Annotated in this window: 14 protein-coding genes; all 14 read left to right on the forward strand. The window is 70.1% G+C overall.

The features are described 5' to 3' along the window. The 14 genes from QRD43_RS07825 to QRD43_RS07890 all read left to right on the forward strand — a co-directional run bounded on the left by QRD43_RS07825 (nt 1) and on the right by QRD43_RS07890 (nt 17,893). On the forward strand, nt 1-1,512 hold the full coding sequence (locus QRD43_RS07825) for a UDP-N-acetylmuramoyl-L-alanyl-D-glutamate--2,6-diaminopimelate ligase (RefSeq protein WP_285981927.1): 1,512 nt from the start codon (nt 1-3) through the stop codon (nt 1,510-1,512). 14 nt (nt 1,513-1,526) lie between these two features. Continuing rightward, on the forward strand, nt 1,527-2,957 hold the full coding sequence (locus QRD43_RS07830) for a UDP-N-acetylmuramoyl-tripeptide--D-alanyl-D-alanine ligase (RefSeq protein ID WP_285982498.1): 1,431 nt from the start codon (nt 1,527-1,529) through the stop codon (nt 2,955-2,957). Continuing rightward, entirely contained in the window at nt 2,947-4,125 is a 1,179-nt protein-coding gene (mraY, locus tag QRD43_RS07835; protein WP_285981928.1) for a phospho-N-acetylmuramoyl-pentapeptide-transferase, read from the forward strand. The genes QRD43_RS07830 and mraY overlap by 11 nt, the downstream gene beginning before the upstream one ends. Nucleotides 4,126-4,129: 4 nt before the next feature. Beyond that, complete coding sequence (gene murD, locus QRD43_RS07840; protein ID WP_285981929.1) at nt 4,130-5,989, forward strand: UDP-N-acetylmuramoyl-L-alanine--D-glutamate ligase; 1,860 nt, start codon at nt 4,130-4,132, stop codon at nt 5,987-5,989. Further along, on the forward strand, nt 5,989-7,266 hold the full coding sequence (gene ftsW / locus QRD43_RS07845) for a putative lipid II flippase FtsW (protein WP_285981930.1): 1,278 nt from the start codon (nt 5,989-5,991) through the stop codon (nt 7,264-7,266). Before murD ends, ftsW begins: the two co-directional genes overlap by 1 nt. Continuing rightward, nucleotides 7,263-8,345, forward strand: coding sequence for an undecaprenyldiphospho-muramoylpentapeptide beta-N-acetylglucosaminyltransferase (gene murG, locus QRD43_RS07850; RefSeq protein WP_285981931.1), 1,083 nt, complete (start codon nt 7,263-7,265; stop codon nt 8,343-8,345). The genes ftsW and murG overlap by 4 nt, the downstream gene beginning before the upstream one ends. A gap of 7 nt (nt 8,346-8,352) precedes the next feature. Next, nucleotides 8,353-9,765: a UDP-N-acetylmuramate--L-alanine ligase gene (murC, locus tag QRD43_RS07855; RefSeq protein ID WP_285981932.1), complete on the forward strand. Its 1,413-nt coding sequence runs from the start codon at nt 8,353-8,355 to the stop codon at nt 9,763-9,765. Further along, the gene (locus QRD43_RS07860; RefSeq protein ID WP_285981933.1) at nt 9,762-10,745 is read left to right on the forward strand and encodes a D-alanine--D-alanine ligase; all 984 of its coding nucleotides are present in this window, start codon (nt 9,762-9,764) and stop codon (nt 10,743-10,745) included. The genes murC and QRD43_RS07860 overlap by 4 nt, the downstream gene beginning before the upstream one ends. Before the next feature lie 36 nt (nt 10,746-10,781). Beyond that, nucleotides 10,782-11,615 carry a cell division protein FtsQ/DivIB gene (locus QRD43_RS07865; protein ID WP_285981934.1) on the forward strand — a complete coding sequence of 278 codons (834 nt, stop codon included), beginning with the start codon at nt 10,782-10,784 and terminating at the stop codon, nt 11,613-11,615. A 9-nt stretch (nt 11,616-11,624) separates the two neighbouring features. After that, nucleotides 11,625-12,854, forward strand: coding sequence for a cell division protein FtsA (gene ftsA, locus QRD43_RS07870; RefSeq protein WP_285981935.1), 1,230 nt, complete (start codon nt 11,625-11,627; stop codon nt 12,852-12,854). Between the two features lie 222 nt (nt 12,855-13,076). Continuing rightward, nucleotides 13,077-14,309, forward strand: coding sequence for a cell division protein FtsZ (gene ftsZ, locus QRD43_RS07875; protein ID WP_285981936.1), 1,233 nt, complete (start codon nt 13,077-13,079; stop codon nt 14,307-14,309). 253 nt (nt 14,310-14,562) lie between these two features. Further along, complete coding sequence (locus QRD43_RS07880) at nt 14,563-16,737, forward strand: sensor histidine kinase (RefSeq protein WP_285981937.1); 2,175 nt, start codon at nt 14,563-14,565, stop codon at nt 16,735-16,737. Between the two features lie 17 nt (nt 16,738-16,754). Beyond that, on the forward strand, nt 16,755-17,690 hold the full coding sequence (gene lpxC, locus QRD43_RS07885; RefSeq protein ID WP_285981938.1) for a UDP-3-O-acyl-N-acetylglucosamine deacetylase: 936 nt from the start codon (nt 16,755-16,757) through the stop codon (nt 17,688-17,690). Nucleotides 17,691-17,707: 17 nt separating this feature from the next. Then, the gene (locus tag QRD43_RS07890) at nt 17,708-17,893 is read left to right on the forward strand and encodes a hypothetical protein (RefSeq protein ID WP_285981939.1); all 186 of its coding nucleotides are present in this window, start codon (nt 17,708-17,710) and stop codon (nt 17,891-17,893) included. Nucleotides 17,894-17,911 lie beyond the last annotated feature (18 nt).

Consider the following 17,911-nt stretch of genomic DNA (forward strand, 5'->3'; position numbering starts at 1 on the left):
ATGCTGACCCGACTCAAATCCCCCGAGGCTGCCGCCCGCTGGCTCCAGGAATGGACCACGGGCGCGCTGCGCACCGACAGCCGCCTCGTGCAGCCCGGCGACGCCTTCATCGCCTGGCCCGGCTACGCGCGTGACGGCCGTGCCTACGTGGCCGCCGCGCTGGCCGCCGGCGCCGCGACCTGCCTCGTGGAGGACGACGGCGTCGAGGCCTTCGGCTTCGTGGACGCCCGCGTGGCCTCGCTGCCCGGCCTGAAGAGCCGCACCGGCGCCATCGCCGCGCAGTACTACGGCCAGCCGAGCCAGACGCTGCCGGTGGTCGCCACGACCGGCACCAACGGCAAGACCTCCACGGCCTGGTGGACCGCGCAAGCCCTGACCCTGCTGGGCCAGCGCTGCGGCGTCATCGGCACCCTGGGCGTGGGCGTGCCGCCCATTCCCGGCACCGCGCAGGCCGCGGCCATCGAGTACACCGGCCTGACCACCCCGGACCCCGTGATGCTGCAGCAGGCCTTCGCCCGCATGCGCGACGAGGGCTTCGGCGCCTGCGCCATCGAGGCCTCGTCCATCGGCATCAAGGAACACCGCCTGGACGGCACGCAGGTCCGCGTGGCCCTGTTCACCAACTTCACGCAGGACCACCTCGACTACCACGGCACCATGGCCGCCTACTGGGAGGCCAAGCGCGAGCTCTTCGGCTGGAGCGGCCTGCAGGCGGCGGTGATCAACGTGGACGATCCGCAGGGGGCCGCGCTGGCGGCCGAGCTGCCGTCGCAGGGCGTGCTGGCCCTGTGGACCTACGGTCTGAACCGCGCCGATGCCCGCCTATCGGCCCACGACCTGCACTACCGTGCCGGCGGCCTGGCCTTCACGCTGAAGGAGCAGGGCGCGGCGGACCAGCTCGTCGAAACCGGCCTGATCGGCGAGTACAACGTCGCCAACCTGCTGGCCGTGATCGGCGGCCTGCGCGCGCTGGGCCACACGCTGGCGGCGATCGTGCCGGTGGCCGGCCTGGTGACGCCCGTGCCCGGCCGCATGCAGCGCGTGGGCAATGGCCGTGAGCTGCCGCAGCTGGTCGTCGACTACGCCCACACGCCGGACGCCCTGGAGAAGGCGCTGGCCGCGCTGGCCCCGCTGGCGGCCGCACGCGGCGGGAAGCTCGTGTGCGTGTTCGGCTGCGGCGGCGATCGCGACCGCAGCAAGCGCCCGCTGATGGGCGCCATCGCCGCGCGGCTCGCGGGGCAGGTGGTCGTGACGAGCGACAACCCGCGCACCGAGGACCCGGCGCAGATCCTGGCCGACATCGTCGCGGGCCTGCCCGCCGGCGCGCCGCACACGGCGCTGGTGGACCGCCGCGTGGCGATCCGCGAGGCGGTGCTGGCCGCGACGCCGGCCGATGTGATCCTGGTGGCCGGCAAGGGGCATGAGGACTACCAGGAGATCCAGGGGCAGCGCCATGCCTTCTCGGATGTCGAGGAAGCCCGCACCGCACTGATCGAAAGGGCCGGCCTGTGAGCGCTGCCCGCCTGATGACCCTCGCCGAGGCCCTGGCCCTGCTGCAGCCCCTGCTGCCGCAGGCGCGGCTCGTCGGGGACGGCGCCACGCTGCTGCAGCGCGTGCACACCGACACCCGCAGCCTCCAGCCCGGGGACCTGTTCGTGGCGCTGCGCGGCGAGCGATTCGATGCCAACGACTTCCTGGCGCAGGCCCGTGAGGCCGGCGCCGCCGCGGCCCTGGCCGAGCGCGGGCTCGAGGCCGCCGGCCTGCCGGGCATCGAGGTGCCCGACGCCAAGGTGGCGCTGGGCCTGCTTGCCCAGGCCTGGCGTGCGCGCCTGCAGCTGCCCGTGATCGCCGTGACCGGCAGCAACGGCAAGACAACGGTCACCCAGATGATCGCCAGCATCCTCACCGCCTGGCTGGGCGACGACGCGCTGGCCACGCAGGGCAACCTGAACAACGAGATCGGCGTGCCGCTCACCGCGCTGCGCCTGCGCCAGGACGAGACCCGCGTCCACCGCGCCGCCGTGATCGAGCTGGGCATGAACCACCCGGGCGAGATCGCCCCGCTGGCGGCCATCGCCCAGCCCACCGTGGCGCTGGTCAACAACGCCCAGCGCGAGCACCAGGAATACATGGGCACGGTCGAGGCCTCGGCCCGCGAGAACGGCGAGGTGATCTGTGCACTGCCGGCCAACGGCGTGGCCGTGTACCCGGCCGAGGACGCCTGCGCGCCGATCTGGCATGCGCTGGCCGGCGATCGCGCCCAGCTGAGTTTCGCGCTGCAGGGCCCGGCCGACGTGACCGGCCGTGCGCAGTGGGTCGATGCCGGCCATTGGGCGCTGGAGCTGCACACACCGGCCGGCGATGCGCCGGTGGTGCTGTCCGTCGCGGGCCTGCACAACGTGCGCAATGCCCTGGCCGCGGCCGCCTGCGGCCTCGCGGCCGGCGTACCGCTGGCCGCCATCGTCCAGGGGCTGGAAGCCTTCCGCCCGGTCAAGGGCCGCTCGGCCCTGCGCCGGATCCAGCGGGCCGGGCAAGACCTGACCCTGATCGACGACAGCTACAACGCCAACCCGGACAGCGTGCGGGCCGGCATCGAGGTCCTGGCGGACCTGCCCGGCAGCAGCTGGCTGGTGCTGGGCGACATGGGCGAGGTCGGTGACCAGGGCCCGGAATTCCACCGCGAGGTGGGGGCCTATGCGGCCGAGCGCGGCCTGGCTGCGCTGTGGTGCGCCGGGCCGGCGGCCGCCCATGCGGCGGCGGCCTTCGAGGCGTCGGGAGGCGAGGGCGGCCGCACGGCATGCCGCGCCTTCGCGACGGTGGACGAGCTCATCGCGGCGCTGGGCGCCGCACCGGAAGTCAAGAACGTGCTCGTCAAGGGATCGAGATTCATGCGCATGGAACGAGTGGTGGCCGCCCTGGCCGGGACCCAAGACCAAGGAGGCGCACATGCTGCTTAGTCTGGCGCAGTGGCTGGCGGGAATGTTCCCCGAGTGGGGCTTCCTGCGGCTCTTCAACTACATCACCTTCCGCGCGGTGATGTCCGCCATGACGGCGCTGCTGATCGGCCTGGCCTTCGGCCCCTGGGTGATCCGCCGCCTGACCGCCATGAAGATCGGCCAGCCGATCCGCGAGTACGGCGTGCAGCAGCACCTGGCCAAGAGCGGCACCCCCACGATGGGCGGCGTGCTGATCCTGATCGGCATCGGCATCTCGACGCTGCTGTGGTTCGACTGGTCCAACCGCTTCGTGTGGGTGGTGATGCTCGTGACCATGGGCTTCGGCGCCATCGGCTGGGTCGATGACTGGCGCAAGGTGGTCAACAAGGACCCCGAGGGCATGAAGAGCCGCGAGAAGTTCTTCTGGCAGTCGCTGATCGGGCTCTTCGCCGCGCTCTACCTGGCGTTCTCGGTGTCCGAGACCAGCTTCCTCGGCGTGGTGCAGCTCTTCTTCCGCTGGATCTCGAGCGGCTTCTCGACCGAGCTGCCGCCGCGGGCCGACCTGATGGTGCCCTTCTTCAAGACGGTGAGCTACCCGCTGGGCGTCTTCGGCTTCATCGGCCTGTCCTACTTCGTCATCGTGGGCACGAGCAACGCCGTGAACTTCACCGACGGCCTCGACGGCCTGGCCATCATGCCGGTGGTGCTGGTGGGCTCCGCGCTGGGCATCTTCGCCTACCTGACGGGCTCGACGGTCTACGCCAAGTACCTGCTGCTGCCCTACATCCCCGGGGCCGGCGAGCTGCTGATCTTCTGCGGCGCGCTGGCGGGGGCAGGTCTTGCCTTCCTGTGGTTCAACACCCACCCGGCCCAGGTCTTCATGGGCGACGTCGGTGCGCTCGCGCTGGGCGGTGGTCTTGGCACGCTGGCCGTGATCACGCGCCAGGAGATCGTGCTCGGCATCATGGGCGGCGTCTTCGTGGCCGAGGTGCTCTCGGTGATGCTGCAAGTGACGTGGTTCAAGTACACGAAGAAGAAGTTCGGCGAGGGCCGCCGCATCTTCAAGATGGCGCCGCTGCACCACCACTTCGAGAAGTCGGGCTGGAAGGAGACGCAGGTCGTCGTGCGCTTCTGGATCATCACCATGCTGCTGTGCCTGATCGGCCTGTCCAGCCTGAAGCTCAGATAAGCCCATGCGACACCTCAAGGACCTGAGCCTGCTGATCCTGGGTCTGGGAGACTCCGGGCTGGCCATGGCCGCCTGGGGCGCGAAGCATGGCGCGGCGCGCCTGCAGGTCTGGGACTCGCGCGAGCAGCCGCCGCAGCTGGCGACGCTGCGCGAACAGCTGCCGGCAGCCGAGTTCTTCCATGGCGAGCTGCCGGAGTCGGCGCTGTCGGGCGTGCACCTCGTGCTGAAGAGCCCGGGGCTGTCGCCGCTGGATGGCCGCCTGGTGCCGCTGCTGTCGCTCGCCAAGGCCACCGGCATTCCGGTGCAGGGCGAGCTGGACCTCTTCGCCCGCGCCCTGGCCGATCTGAAGGCCGAGCGTCGCTACGAACCCGCCGTGCTGGCCATCACCGGCACCAATGGCAAGACGACCACCACCTGCATGACCGCGCTGCTGGCCGAGCGCGCGGGCAAGCGCGTGGCCGTGGCCGGCAATATCGGTCCGAGCATGCTGGGCCTGCTGGGGGCGGCGATGGACCTGGAGCCGGCACAGGCCCTGGCTGCGCTGGATGCTGACGCGGTGGCTGGAGCTGAGGCTGGGGCTGAGGCTGAGGCGCCCACGGAGCCCGTTGCCGAAGACACGCTGCCGCTGGAAGCCGCCGGCGAGCTGCCCCCCGAGGCGCCCGATGCCGAGGCGCTGCCGGTGGCGGAGGAGGCCGAGGCGCCCCTCGAGGCGGCGCTCGACGAAGAGACGGCGCCGGTGATCGAGGCCGCGGCCGCCGACGAACCTTCCGCGCTCGAGGCCGTGGCCGCCCTGCTGGACGAGCAGCCCCTGCCCATCAATCCGCCGCCCCCGAAGCCGCCGGTCTTCGAGCACCTGCCCGAGGTCTGGGTGCTGGAGCTGTCCAGCTTCCAGCTCGACACGGTCGTGGGTTTCGAGCCCACCGCCGCTGCCGTGCTGAACCTGACGCAGGACCACCTGGACTGGCACGGCGACATGGCGGCCTACGCGCGCGCCAAGGCCCGCATCTTCGGCCAGCAGGCGCTGATGATCATCAACCGCGACGACGCCGAGGTCGAGGCCATGGTGCCCGCGCCGGTGCCCGTCAAGCAGGGCCGCGGCCGGCCGACGAAGCTGGTGTCCCGCGAGGTCGTGCGCTTCGGCCTGAATGCGCCCACTCACCCCGGTGACTACGGCCTGGTGGTCGAGGGCGGCATGGCCTGGCTGGTGCGCGCCCGCGAGTCGGATGACACGGTCAAGCGCCGCAAGGACGAGCCGGAAGAGATCCTGCTCCAGCGCCTGATGCCCGCCGACGCCCTGCGCGTGCGCGGCCGTCACAACGCGGCGAACGCCCTGGCCGCGCTGGCCCTGGCCTCGGCCGCGGGCTGCGCGCTGGCGCCCATGCTGCACGGCCTGCGCGAGTACCGCGGCGAGCCGCATCGCGTCGAGTACGTTGCCACCGTGCGCGGCGTCGATTTCTATGACGATTCCAAGGGCACCAATGTCGGTGCCACCGTGGCCGCCATCCTGGGCCTGGGCGCCGACCGCGCGCCTGCCAAGCTGGTCATGATCCTCGGCGGCGATGGCAAGGGGCAGGACTTCTCGCCCTTGCGCGAGGGCCTGGCCCGGCATGCCCGTGCCGTCGCCCTGATCGGCCGGGACGCGCCCGCGCTGGCCGCGACGCTGGACGCGCTCGAGGTGCCCGTCCAGACCCTGGACACCCTGGAGGCCGCCACGCGCTGGTGCCTCGAGCAGGCGCAGAGCGGTGACAGCGTGCTGCTGAGCCCGGCCTGCGCCTCGCTCGACATGTTCCGCAACTACGCGCACCGCGCCGAGGTCTTCGTGGCCACGGTCGAGTCCCTCGCGAACGAGGAGGGCCTGGCCTGATGTCCGCCGATGCGCTCCTGAACCTGGGCGACAAGCTCCGGGGCCTGTTTGCACGTGGTGCACGAGGTGGCCGCGATGCCGGCGGTGCCGAGGCCGTGCCGGTGCGCGACTGGGTCTCCACGTCCGCCGGCCAGCCCACGCGGCTGCAGGGTTTCGACATCACGCTGCTGTGGGTCGTGCTGGCCATGATGGCCCTCGGCCTGCTGATGGTCTACTCGGCCTCCATCGCGATGCCGGACAACCCCCGCTTCGCCAAGTACCTGCCCACGCACTTCCTGACCCGGCACATCGTGGCCATCTGCTTCGGCCTCGTGGCTGGGCTCATCACGGTGCAGCTGCCGGTGAGCACCTGGGAGAAGGTCGCGCCCTGGCTCTTCGTGACGGCGCTGGTGCTGCTGGTCGCCGTGCTGATCCCGCACGTGGGCAAGGGCGTGAACGGCGCGCGGCGCTGGCTGCCGCTCGGGGTGATGAACTTCCAGCCGTCCGAGCTGGCCAAGCTGGGCATCGCGATGTACGCGGCGAGCTACATGGTCCGCAAGATGGACGTGAAGGAGAACTTCTTCCAGGCCGTCTGGCCCATGGCCGTGTCGCTGGCTGTGGTCGGCGTGCTGCTGCTGGCCGAGCCGGACATGGGCGCATTCATGGTGATCGCGGCCATCGCCATGGGCATCCTGTTCCTGGGCGGCGTCAACGGGCGGATGTTCTTCCTGATCGTCGCGGTGCTGATCGGCGCCTTCGTGCTGATGATCACCTTCAGCGAATTCCGCCGTGAGCGCATCTTCGCCTACCTCAACCCCTGGGACGAGAAGTACGCCCAGGGCAAGGCCTACCAGCTCACGCACTCGCTGATCGCCTTCGGCCGCGGCGAGTTCTTCGGCCAGGGCCTGGGCGGCAGCCTCGAGAAGCTGCACTACCTGCCCGAGGCCCACACCGACTTCCTGCTGGCCGTGATCGGCGAGGAGCTGGGCTTCGTGGGCGTGGCCGTCGTGATCTTCGGCTTCTTCTGGATGACCCGCCGCATCTTCCACATCGGCCGCCAGGCCATCGCGCTGGACCGCGTCTTCGCCGGCCTCTACGCGCAGGGCATCGGCATCTGGATGGGCGCGCAGTCCTTCATCAACATGGGCGTGAACCTCGGCGCGCTGCCGACCAAGGGCCTGACGCTGCCGCTGCTGAGCTTCGGCGGCTCGGCGATTCTCATGAACTGCGTGGCGCTGGCGGTCGTGCTTCGCATTGACATCGAGAACCGGCAGCTCATGCGAGGAGGGCGGGCATGAGCACACGCCACCTCGTCATCATGGCGGCCGGCACCGGCGGCCACATCATCCCGGGCCTGGCCGTGGCCGAGGAGATGAAGCGCCGCGGCTGGAGCGTCAGCTGGATCGGCACCGAGACGGGCATGGAGAACCGCCTCGTGCCCCCCACCGGCATTCCGCTGGACCGCCTGGCCTTCGCCGGCCTGCGCGGCAAGGGCCTGAAGCACGCCGTCACGGGGCTCTACACGCTGGTGAAGGCCTTTGTGCAGTCGCGCATGGTCTATGTCACCCGCGATGCCGATGCCGTGCTGGGCATGGGCGGATACGTCTGCGTGCCCGGAGGCTTCATGGCCTGGCTGATGCGCAAGCCGCTGGTGCTGGTCAATGCCGATGCCGCGCCGCTGATGTCCAACCGTCTGCTCAAGCCCTTCGCGCAGCGCATCGCCTTCGGCTTCGACGGCGAGGCGGCGAAGGCGCTGGGCGATCGGGCCCTGGTCTGCGGCAATCCGGTGCGTGCCGCCATCGAGGCCCTGCCGGCCCCGGCCGAGCGCTACGCCGGCCGCGACGGTCCGCTGCGCCTGCTGGTGGTCGGCGGTTCGCTGGGCGCCAAGGCCCTCAACGACGTGCTGCCGCAGGCCATCTCCCGACTGCCGCTGGACCAGCGTCCGGTCGTCGTGCACCAGACCGGCCAAGGCCAGCAGGCCCAGGTGCAGGCGGCGTACAAGGCGGCGGGCGTCGAGGCCGACGTGCGCCCCTTCATTGACGACATGGCACAGGAGCTGTCGGCCTGCGACCTGATCCTGTGCCGCGCCGGCGCGGTGACGGTCAGCGAGCTGTGTGCGGCCGGCGTGCCGTCCATCCTCGTGCCGCTGGTCGTCAAGACGACCTCGCACCAGCGCGACAACGCCGCCTACATGGCCGACAAGAACGCTGCGCTGCACCTGCCGCAGGGCGAGCTGACACCCGAGCGTCTGCAGCAGCTGCTGGCCACGCTCAGCCGCGAGCGCCTGCTGCAGCTCGCCACGAATGCCCGGGCTCTGGCCCGACCCCAGGCGGCCTCGCGTGTGGCCGACGAAATCGAGAGGCTCGCGAAGCCGTGAGACACGCATGAGACACGCCATCAAGCACATCCACTTCGTCGGCATCGGTGGTGCCGGCATGAGCGGCATCGCCGAGATCCTGCACAACCTGGGCTACACGGTCTCGGGTTCGGACCAGGGCGAGAGCGCCACCACGCAGCGCCTCGCGCAGCTGGGCCTGCAGGTGCACATCGGCCATGCCGCGGCGCACATCGCCGGCGCGCAGGTGATCGTCACCTCGACGGCCGTGAAGGCGGACAACCCCGAGGTGCTGGCCGCCCGTGCCGCCCGCATCCCCGTGGTGCAGCGCGCGGTGATGCTGGCCGAGCTGATGCGCCTGAAGCAGGGCATCGCGATCGCCGGCACGCACGGCAAGACGACGACGACCTCGCTCGTCACCACCGTGCTGGCCGAGGCCGGCGTGGACCCGACCTTCGTGATCGGCGGCAAGCTGAACTCGGCGGGGGCGAACTCCGCGCTGGGGCAGGGCGACTACATCGTGGTCGAGGCCGACGAGTCGGACGCCTCCTTCCTGAACCTGCTGCCCGTGATGGCCGTCGTGACCAACATCGACGCCGACCACATGGACACCTACGGCCACGACTTCGCGCGGCTGAAGCAGGCCTTCGTGGACTTCCTGCACAAGATGCCCTTCTACGGCGCGGCCATCCTGTGCGGCGACGACGAGGGCGTGCGCTCCATCATGCCGCTGGTGTCGCGCCCCATCGTCAGCTACGGCCTGGGCGAGCACAACGCGGTGCGTGCGGTGGACGTGCAGGCCCTGGCCGGCGGCCAGATGCGCTTCACGGTGCAGCGCCGCTTCGACGGCGCCTCGCTGCCCGACCTGGACATCACGCTGAACCTCGCCGGCCAGCACAACGTGCTCAACGCGCTCGCCGCCATCGCCGTGGCCACCGAGCTGGAACTGCCGGACGCACCCATCGTGGCGGCCCTGGCCAAGTTCGGCGGCGTCGGCCGGCGCTTCCAGCGCTACGGCGAACTGCCGGCCGGTGACGGCGGCCGCTTCACGCTGATCGATGACTACGGCCACCACCCCGTCGAGATGGCCGCCGTGCTGTCCGCCGCGCGGGGCGCCTTCCCCGGCCGCCGCCTCGTGCTGGCCTTCCAGCCGCACCGCTACACGCGCACCCGGGACTGCTTCACCGACTTCGTCCGCGTGATCGGGCAGGCCGATGCCGTGCTGCTGACGGAGGTCTACGCCGCTGGCGAGGCGCCCATTGCCGGCGCCGATGGTCAGGCGCTCGCCGCGGCGATCGAGGCCGCCGGCGGCACGCCCGTCTTCGTGCCCGACGTCAGCCTGCTGCCGGCCACCATCGCCAGCGAGAGCTGCGACGGCGACGTGCTCATCGTGATGGGTGCGGGCTCCATCGGCGCCGTGCCGGCCCGCACCGTTGAACTGCTGAAGGAGTCCGCCGCATGAGCCTGGACCTGAACATCGATCCGAAGGCCCTGGGCAAGGTGGCCGTGCTGTTCGGCGGCCACAGCGCCGAGCGGGCCGTCTCGCTGATGAGCGGCAACGGCGTGCTGGAGGCCCTGAAGTCCGTGGGCGTCGATGCCCATGCCTTCGACCCGGCCGAGCGCCCGCTCCAGGCCCTCCAGGACGAGGGCTTCGACCGCGCCTTCATCGCCCTGCACGGCCGCGGTGGCGAGGACGGCACGCTGCAGGGCGCGCTCGAGTGGCTCGGCATCCCCTACACCGGCTCGGGCGTGACGGCCTCCGGCGTTGCGATGGACAAGACCATGACCAAGCGCGTGTGGGCCGCCGAGGGCCTGACCACGCCGAAGTACCTCGCCCTGACCCGTGACGAGCTGACCCGCGAGCGCATCCGCACCATCCCCGATGAGCTGGGCCTGCCCGTCGTGGTGAAGCCGCCGCACGAGGGCAGCAGCATCGGCATCACCAAGGCCGTCGGCTACTCGTCGATGCAGGAGGCCGTCGAGCTGGCCCTGGGCTTCGACGACGAGCTGCTGTTCGAGGAATGCATCGAAGGGCCCGAGCTGACCTGCGCCGTGCTGGGGCAGGGCGCCGATGCCGTCGTGCTGCCGGTCGTCGAGATCCGCGCCGAGGACGGCGACTACAACTTCGAGAACAAGTACGTCACCAACACCACGCAGTACTGCTTCGGCACGCTGCCGCCCGCGCTGGAAGCCGAGATCCAGCAGATGGTGCTCACGGCCTACCGCCTGCTGGGCTGCCGCGGCTGGGGCCGCGCCGACCTGATGCTGCGCAAGGCGGACATGAAGCCCTTCCTGCTGGAGATGAACACCAGCCCGGGCATGACCTCGCACTCGCTGGTGCCCAAGGCCGCCAAGGCCGTGGGCATCGACTACCCGCAGCTGTGCCTGTGGCTGCTCGCCCAGGCGCGGACGGACCGCCGGCCGCCCGCGGGCAAGGTCTGACCCCCGGCCGCCGCCTCCACCACCGCCCGACACGCCATGCGTTCGCCCACCCTCGACACCCCGATGCCGCCGGACATTCGCCTGATGAACGGCGTGTCGGCGTTGCTGGTGCTGGGCGTGCTGCTGGCCGCCGTGGGCCTGGGCCTGCAATGGGTGGTGCGCCAGCCGGTGTTCTCGATCCGCTCGATCACGGTCGATGGCGACGTCAACCGCAACAGCGCCGCCTCGCTGCGCGCGAACGCGCTGCCGCGCATGAGCGGCAGCTTCCTCAGCATGAACCTGCAGCAGACCCGCGCCGCCTTCGAGGCCGTGCCCTGGGTGCGCCACGCCACCGTGCAGCGCCTGTGGCCGGCGCGGCTGCAGGTGACGCTGGAGGAGCACCAGCCGGCGGCCTACTGGGAGACCAAGCCCGAGGGCGCCGACGCCGAGAGCGATGCCACGGTGGAGCGTCTGCTGGTCAACGACCACGGCGAGGTCTTCCAGGCCAATCTGGGCGACGTCGAGGACGAGGAACTGCCGCTGCTGTCGGGCCCCGAGAAGAGCTCGGCCCACATGCTGCAGCTGTGGCGGCAGCTCCAGGCGCAGACGGCGCACCTCGAGGACAGCATCAGCCGCCTCGACCTCTCCGGCCGCGGCTCCTGGCGCGCCACGCTGGAGAAGGGCACGGTCATCGAACTGGGCCGTGGCACGGACGCCGAGGTGCTGGCCCGCTACACGCAGTACGTGACCAGCATCACGCAGGTCAGCGCCCGCTTCCATACCGCCGTGCTCAGCGCGGACCTGCGCCATGTCGATGGCTACGCGGTCCGGTTGCGCGGCATCTCGACCTCCACGACGACGCCGGGCAAGCCTGGCGCAAAGAAAAACTAAAGGACTGACATGGCCAAGGAATACAAGGATCTGGTCGTCGGCTTGGACATCGGTACCGCCAAGATCATGGCCGTCGTGGCCGAGGTCATGGGCAATGGCGAGCTGCGCATCGCGGGCCTGGGCGTGGCGCCCTCGCACGGGCTCAAGCGCGGCGTGGTCGTGAACATCGACGCCACGGTGCAGTCCATCCAGCAGGCCCTGAAAGAGGCCGAGATGATGGCGGACTGCAAGATCAGCCGCGTCTTCACCGGCATCACCGGCAGCCACATCCGCGGTCAGAACTCCACCGGCATGGTCATCGTGCGGGACAAGGAGGTGACGCCGGTGGACGTGGCCCGCGTGGTCGAGACCGCCAAGGCGATCAACATCCCCAACGACCAGCGCCTGCTGCTGGTCGAGCCGCAGGAATTCGTGATCGACGGTCACGAGGTCAAGGAGCCGATCGGCATGAGCGGCGGGCGCCTGGAGGTCAAGGTCCACATCGTGACCGGCGCTCAAAGTGCCGCCGAGAACATCGTGAAGTGCGTGCGCCGCTGCGGCCTGGAAGTGGACCAGCTGGTGCTCAACCCGAGCGCGTCCAGCCTGGCCGCCCTGACCTCGGACGAGCGGGATCTGGGCGTGGCGCTGGTGGATATCGGCGCCGGCACGACAGACGTGGCCATCTTCACCGGCGGCTCGATCCGCCATACCGCCGTGATTCCCATCGCCGGGGATTTGATCACCAGCGATATTGCGATGGCCTTGCGCACCCCGACCAAGGACGCCGAGGAAATCAAGGTCGAACACGGCGTCGCCAAGCAATTGCTGGCCGACCCGTCGGACCAGGTCGAGGTGCCGGGATTGGGCGATCGCGCGCCCCGGATGCTTTCAAAACAAGCACTTGCGGGCGTTATTGAACCCCGAGTCGAGGAAATCTTCTCGCTGGTGCAGCAGGTCATCCGGGAATCCGGGTATGAGGAACTGCTGTCCTCCGGGATTGTGTTGACCGGCGGCTCGGCGGTCATGCCGGGTATGGTGGAACTGGCCGAGGACATTTTCCTCAAACCCGTCCGCCGGGGAAATCCGACCTATAGCGGCGCCCTGTTCGACATGGTCGCCAACCCGCGCTCCGCCACGGTGATGGGGCTGCTGGAGGACGCCCGCCTGTCCCGCACCCGCGGTTTGAAGGCGGCGCAGCAGGCGGGCTCGGTGAAAACCCTGTTCGGCCGGGCCAAGGATTGGTTTCTGGGGAATTTCTGAAGCGGCCCGGCCGGCCCGCGGGTAAGGGGTTTGGGCCGGGTTTGAAGCGGACCGATGAGGACGCGTTGGTGAATATGGGACCGGGATGAGCCCGCGGGGCACCGGGAATGTGGTGTAAAGGGATACAAACCCCCAAAAAACAAGGGGGAGACCCATAAAAAAGGGTAGATCCCTCTCGTTTTTTTCTGCTGGCAACTGCACAATTGCTGAAGGAGGTATGTTATGGCGATCGAGATGATCGAAGAGTTTGATCAGGGCACCCAAATCAAGGTGATTGGTGTCGGTGGCGGCGGCGGCAACGCGGTCGATCACATGATTGATCAGGGCGTGCAAGGCGTGGAATTCATCTGCGCCAATACCGATGCACAGGCACTGAACCGTTCCAAGGCCGACCAGCTGCTGCAGCTGGGCACCACGGGTCTGGGCGCCGGCGCCAAGCCCGAGGCCGGCAAGGCCGCCGCGGAAGAGGCCGAGGCCCGCATCCGCGAAGCCATCACGGGCGCCAACATGCTCTTCATCACCGCCGGCATGGGTGGTGGTACCGGCACCGGCGCGGCCCCCGTGATCGCACGCGTGGCCAAGGAAATGGGCATCCTGACCGTCGGCGTCGTGACCAAGCCCTTCGAGTTCGAAGGCTCGCGTCGCATCAAGGCCGCGGACAGCGGCCTGGCCGAGCTGGAAGCCAACGTCGATTCGCTGATCGTCGTGCTGAACGAGAAGCTGCTGGACGTGCTGGGCGAGGACGTCACCCAGGACCAGGCCTTCGCGCACGCCAATGACGTGCTGAAGAACGCCGTGGGCGGCATCTCGGACATCATCCACATCCCGGGCCTCGTGAACGTCGACTTCGAAGACGTCAAGACCGTGATGAGCGAGCCCGGCAAGGCCATGATGGGCACGGCGCAAGCCACCGGCCCGGACCGCGCCGCCAAGGCCGCCGAAGCCGCCGTGGCCTGCCCGCTGCTGGAGGGCATCGACCTCTCCGGCGCGCGGGGCGTGCTGGTGCTGATCGCCGCGGGCAAGAGCAACTTCAAGCTCAGCGAGTCCCGCAACGCGATGAACACCATCAAGCGCTACGCCGCGGAAGACGCGCACATCATCTACGGCACGGCCTACGACGAAAGCCTGGGCGACGCCATGCGCGTCACGGTGATCGCCACCGGCCTGTCGCGCCGCGCCGCCCTGCAGCAGCCGCTGCAGGTCGTGCAGCAGCAGACGCAGCTGCGCACCGGCACCGACAACATGCCCGTGCTGACCAACCCCGTGATGATGGGCAACCCCGCCATGGGCGCCCCGGTGCCCACCGCGCAATCGGTGGCCCAGGACTTCGGTGGCATGAGCGTGCCGAGCGTCTGGCGCCACGGCCGCACGGCCGCCGCCAAGGTCGAGGCCCTGTCGTCCAACGGCATGGACGAGATCGAGATCCCGGCCTTCCTGCGCAAGCAGGCAGACTGATCTCCCGCGGGCCTTCGCGGCCCGCCGCCCCCGGCGTCCTGTGCCCGCCGGTGGGCCTTGCTGACTTCACCCGTCGCGCCTTACCTCCTTCAGGCGCGGACGGGTGTTTTTGTTTGTAAGCAGTGCGGCGGTCGCTTCGTATTTACGCGACGCTCCCCCGCGCCTGCGCGGGAACTCCACCTTGGCAGCAGCGGGCGCGAGGCGCAGACTGGCGCCGCTTCGCGGCAGGCCTGCCGCCACAGATCAAGAACACATGGCAGTTGTTGGGCGCTACCGTTTGCTGGATGTCCTGTGCCGCGCGCTGCGCACGGGCCTGTGGCCGTGGCTGCTTGCCGGCCTGATCGGGGCTGGCTGCGGGCCGGCCGGCGCCCAGGTGCCGCCCCGCCTGCACCCCGAACTGCCGGCCATCCGGGCCGGCGAGCAGGCCGTGAGTGCCGAGCTGGCGGTCACATCGCTCACCCGGGACGAGCTCCGTGCCTGGTGGGCCGCGCTGCGCCGCATCGACGGCAGCAATGCGGCGGTGCCGGCGGTGCTGCTCCCGCCGGAGGATGCCCAGGCCTGGCGGCAGGTGAGCCTGCCCGACGTGCGTCAGCGCGCCATCGGCACCGACTTCTCCGGCCCGGCCGACTACCAGATGCGCTGGTACCGCTTCCGCTACCGCGCGCCGGACGACCGCTGGCCCACCAGCGTGGCGCTCTACAGCCCCCGCGTCGTGGGCCTGCCGACGGCCGTGCTCGTCCGTACCGAGGAGGGCTGGCGCCCCATCTACGACAACCAGGCCGGTGGCCGCGAGCAATGGGTGCGGCCGCTGTGGGCCCTGATCCCCGGGGCGCTGTCGGCCCTGCACGATGGCCAGGACATGGAGCTCGTCCTGGCCGTGCCCGTGCACCGCAAGGGCTTCCACACGGTCACGACGGTCTGGCTCGGCGCGCGCGAGGACCTCGAGTCCCTGTACGAGCGCCGCTGGGCGGTGCAGATCGGCGTGCCGCAGGCCACGGGGCTGACGCTGGTGGTGCTGGCGCTGTTCTCCGTCACGCTGTGGTGGCGCCGGCGCCAGGAGCCCGCCTACCTGCTCTTCGCCCTGGCGAGCCTCGGCTGGCTGGTCCGGAACCTGCACTACCACATCGACATGCCGCGCAGCCTGGGCGCCCTGGACTGGTTCTGGTGGATGACGCACGCCTCGATGTCGTGGGTGATGCTGCTCACCTTCCTCTTCGCGCTGCGCATCGTGCCGGTGCGCTACCCGCGCCTGGAGCGCTGCGGCGTCGCCTTCGTCGTGCTGACGGGTCTGCTGACACTGCCGACCTGGGCGCGCTACTACGACACCGTCGTGGCCCAGCACCTGGCCAACGGCATCGTCGGCGTCCTGGGCACGGGCTTCATGCTCAAGGTGGCCCATGACGCGCGCAGCCGCGAGCTGTGGGCCATCGTCATCGCGCTCGTGATCGGCCTTGTGCTGGGCGTGCATGACCTCGGCTTGCTGGCCGGCTGGGGCTGGCCCGAGCACATCTACCTGATGCCCTTCAGCACGCTCATCATCGTCGCGAGCTTCCTGTATGCGGTGCGCAACCGCTACCTCGGCGCGCTGAGCCAGGTCGAGCAGTCCAACGAGGTGCTGGCCGTGCGCCTGGCCGAGCGCAGCGAGCAGCTCTCGGCCCAGCACGAGCGCCTGCGTGAGGCCGAGCGCCAGCAGGCGCTGCTGCTGGAGCGCCAGCGCCTGATGCAGGACATGCACGATGGCCTCGGCTCCTCGCTGCTGTCGGCGATGGTGGCCGTGGAGCAGGGGCGCATGGCGCAATCGACCGTCGTGGAGGTGCTGCGCGAGTGCGTGGACGACCTGCGCCTCGTGATCGACTCCCTCGAGCCCGTCGGCCATGACCTCGTCTCCCTGCTGGCGACCATGCGCTACCGCCTGGCCAAGCGCCTGCAGGGATCCGGCCTCGTGATGGAGTGGGACGTGCAGGACCTGCCGCCGTTGACCTGGCTGGAGCCGCCGGACGCGCTGCACGTGCTGCGTCTGCTGCAGGAGGCGCTCAACAACGTGCTCAAGCACGCCGAGGCCCAGCGCGTGCGCATCGCCACGCGGGACCTGGGCGACCGCATCGAGATCCGGGTCGAGGACGACGGCCAGGGCTTCGACATGGCCACCGCGCGCAAGGGCCGGGGGCTGCGCAACCAGGTCAAGCGCGCCCAGCGCCTGGGCGGCACGCTGCATGTGGAGAGCGCGCCGCGCATGGGCACGCGCCTGAGCCTGCGCCTGCCGGTGCAGAAGTGGGAGACGGGGGCCGCAGGGGCGCCGGACGAGTCGGAGAAGGCTCCGACCGCGGCGCCGGCCGGCCCGAAACCGCCGGCCCTAGGGGAGGATTCCTCGCTGCCGGCCGATGCGGGGCCTGTCACGCTGGCCCCGGGCGGGCAGGGAATCGCCTGATCGCCGACAATCGGGGGATGCTCAAGCAAAGAACCCTGAAGTCGCTGACCCGCGCCGTCGGCGTGGGCATCCACAGCGGCCAGAAGGTCGAGATGACCCTGAGGCCCGCCGCGCCGGACACCGGCATCGTCTTTCGCCGCATCGACCTGAACACGCCGGTGGACATCCCCGTGCGCGCCAGCACCGTCTGCGACACCCGCATGGCCACGACCGTCAGCCCCGGCGGCGACCCGGGCGCTCCGCGCGTGCAGACCATCGAGCACCTGCTCTCCGCCTGTGCCGGGCTCGGCCTGGACAACCTGTATGTCGACATCAACGCGGACGAGGTGCCCATCCTCGACGGCTCGGCCGCCAGCTATGTCTTCCTGCTGCAGAGCGCCGGCATCCAGCTCCAGGACGCGCCCAAGCGCTTCCTGCGCGTGAAGAAGACGGTGGAAGTGCGCCAGGGCGAGGGCAAGCGCCTCATGTGGGCGCGCCTCGAGCCCTTCCATGGCTACACGCTGTCCTTCCAGATCGAGTTCGACAACCCCGCCGTCGCCGCCACGGGCCAGCAGTTCACCTTCGACATGGGCTCCGGCCTGTACAAGAAGGAGATCGCCCGCGCCCGCACCTTCGGCATGACCAAGGACATCGAGCTGATGCGCTCTCGCGGCCTGACGCTGGGCGGCGCCATGGACAACGCCATCGTCGTGGACGACTACCGCGTGCTCAATGCCGACGGCCTGCGCTACGACGACGAGTTCGTGAAGCACAAGATCCTCGACGCCATCGGCGACATGCACGTCGCCGGCCACCCGATGCTCGGCGCCTACACCTCGTTCAAGGGCGGCCACGCGCTGAACAACCAGCTGCTGCGCGCCCTGCTGGCCGACGAGGCCAACTACGAGATCGTGAGCTTCGAGGACGAGCGCGAGGCGCCGCAGGGCTTTGCCGTGCTGGCGCCGGCCTGGTGAACGCAGGAGCGCCCGCCATGATGCTCTTTCGCCTTGTCTTCGGCCTGCTTCTGCTGGGCGCGCTGCTGTGCTTCGCGCTCTACATCGGCACCCGCCAGCCGCTGTGGCGGCGTCGCGGGCAGCTGCTCGTCAAGTGGACGATCCTCGCCGCCTTCGGCTTCTTCGGCGTGCTGCTGCTGGAGCGTCTCGCGGTGATCCTCTGACGCCGGTGCGGGGCTGCG

Origin of the sequence: Roseateles subflavus (assembly GCF_030285365.1) — a bacterium.
Taxonomy (GTDB): domain Bacteria; phylum Pseudomonadota; class Gammaproteobacteria; order Burkholderiales; family Burkholderiaceae_C; genus Roseateles_B; species Roseateles_B subflavus.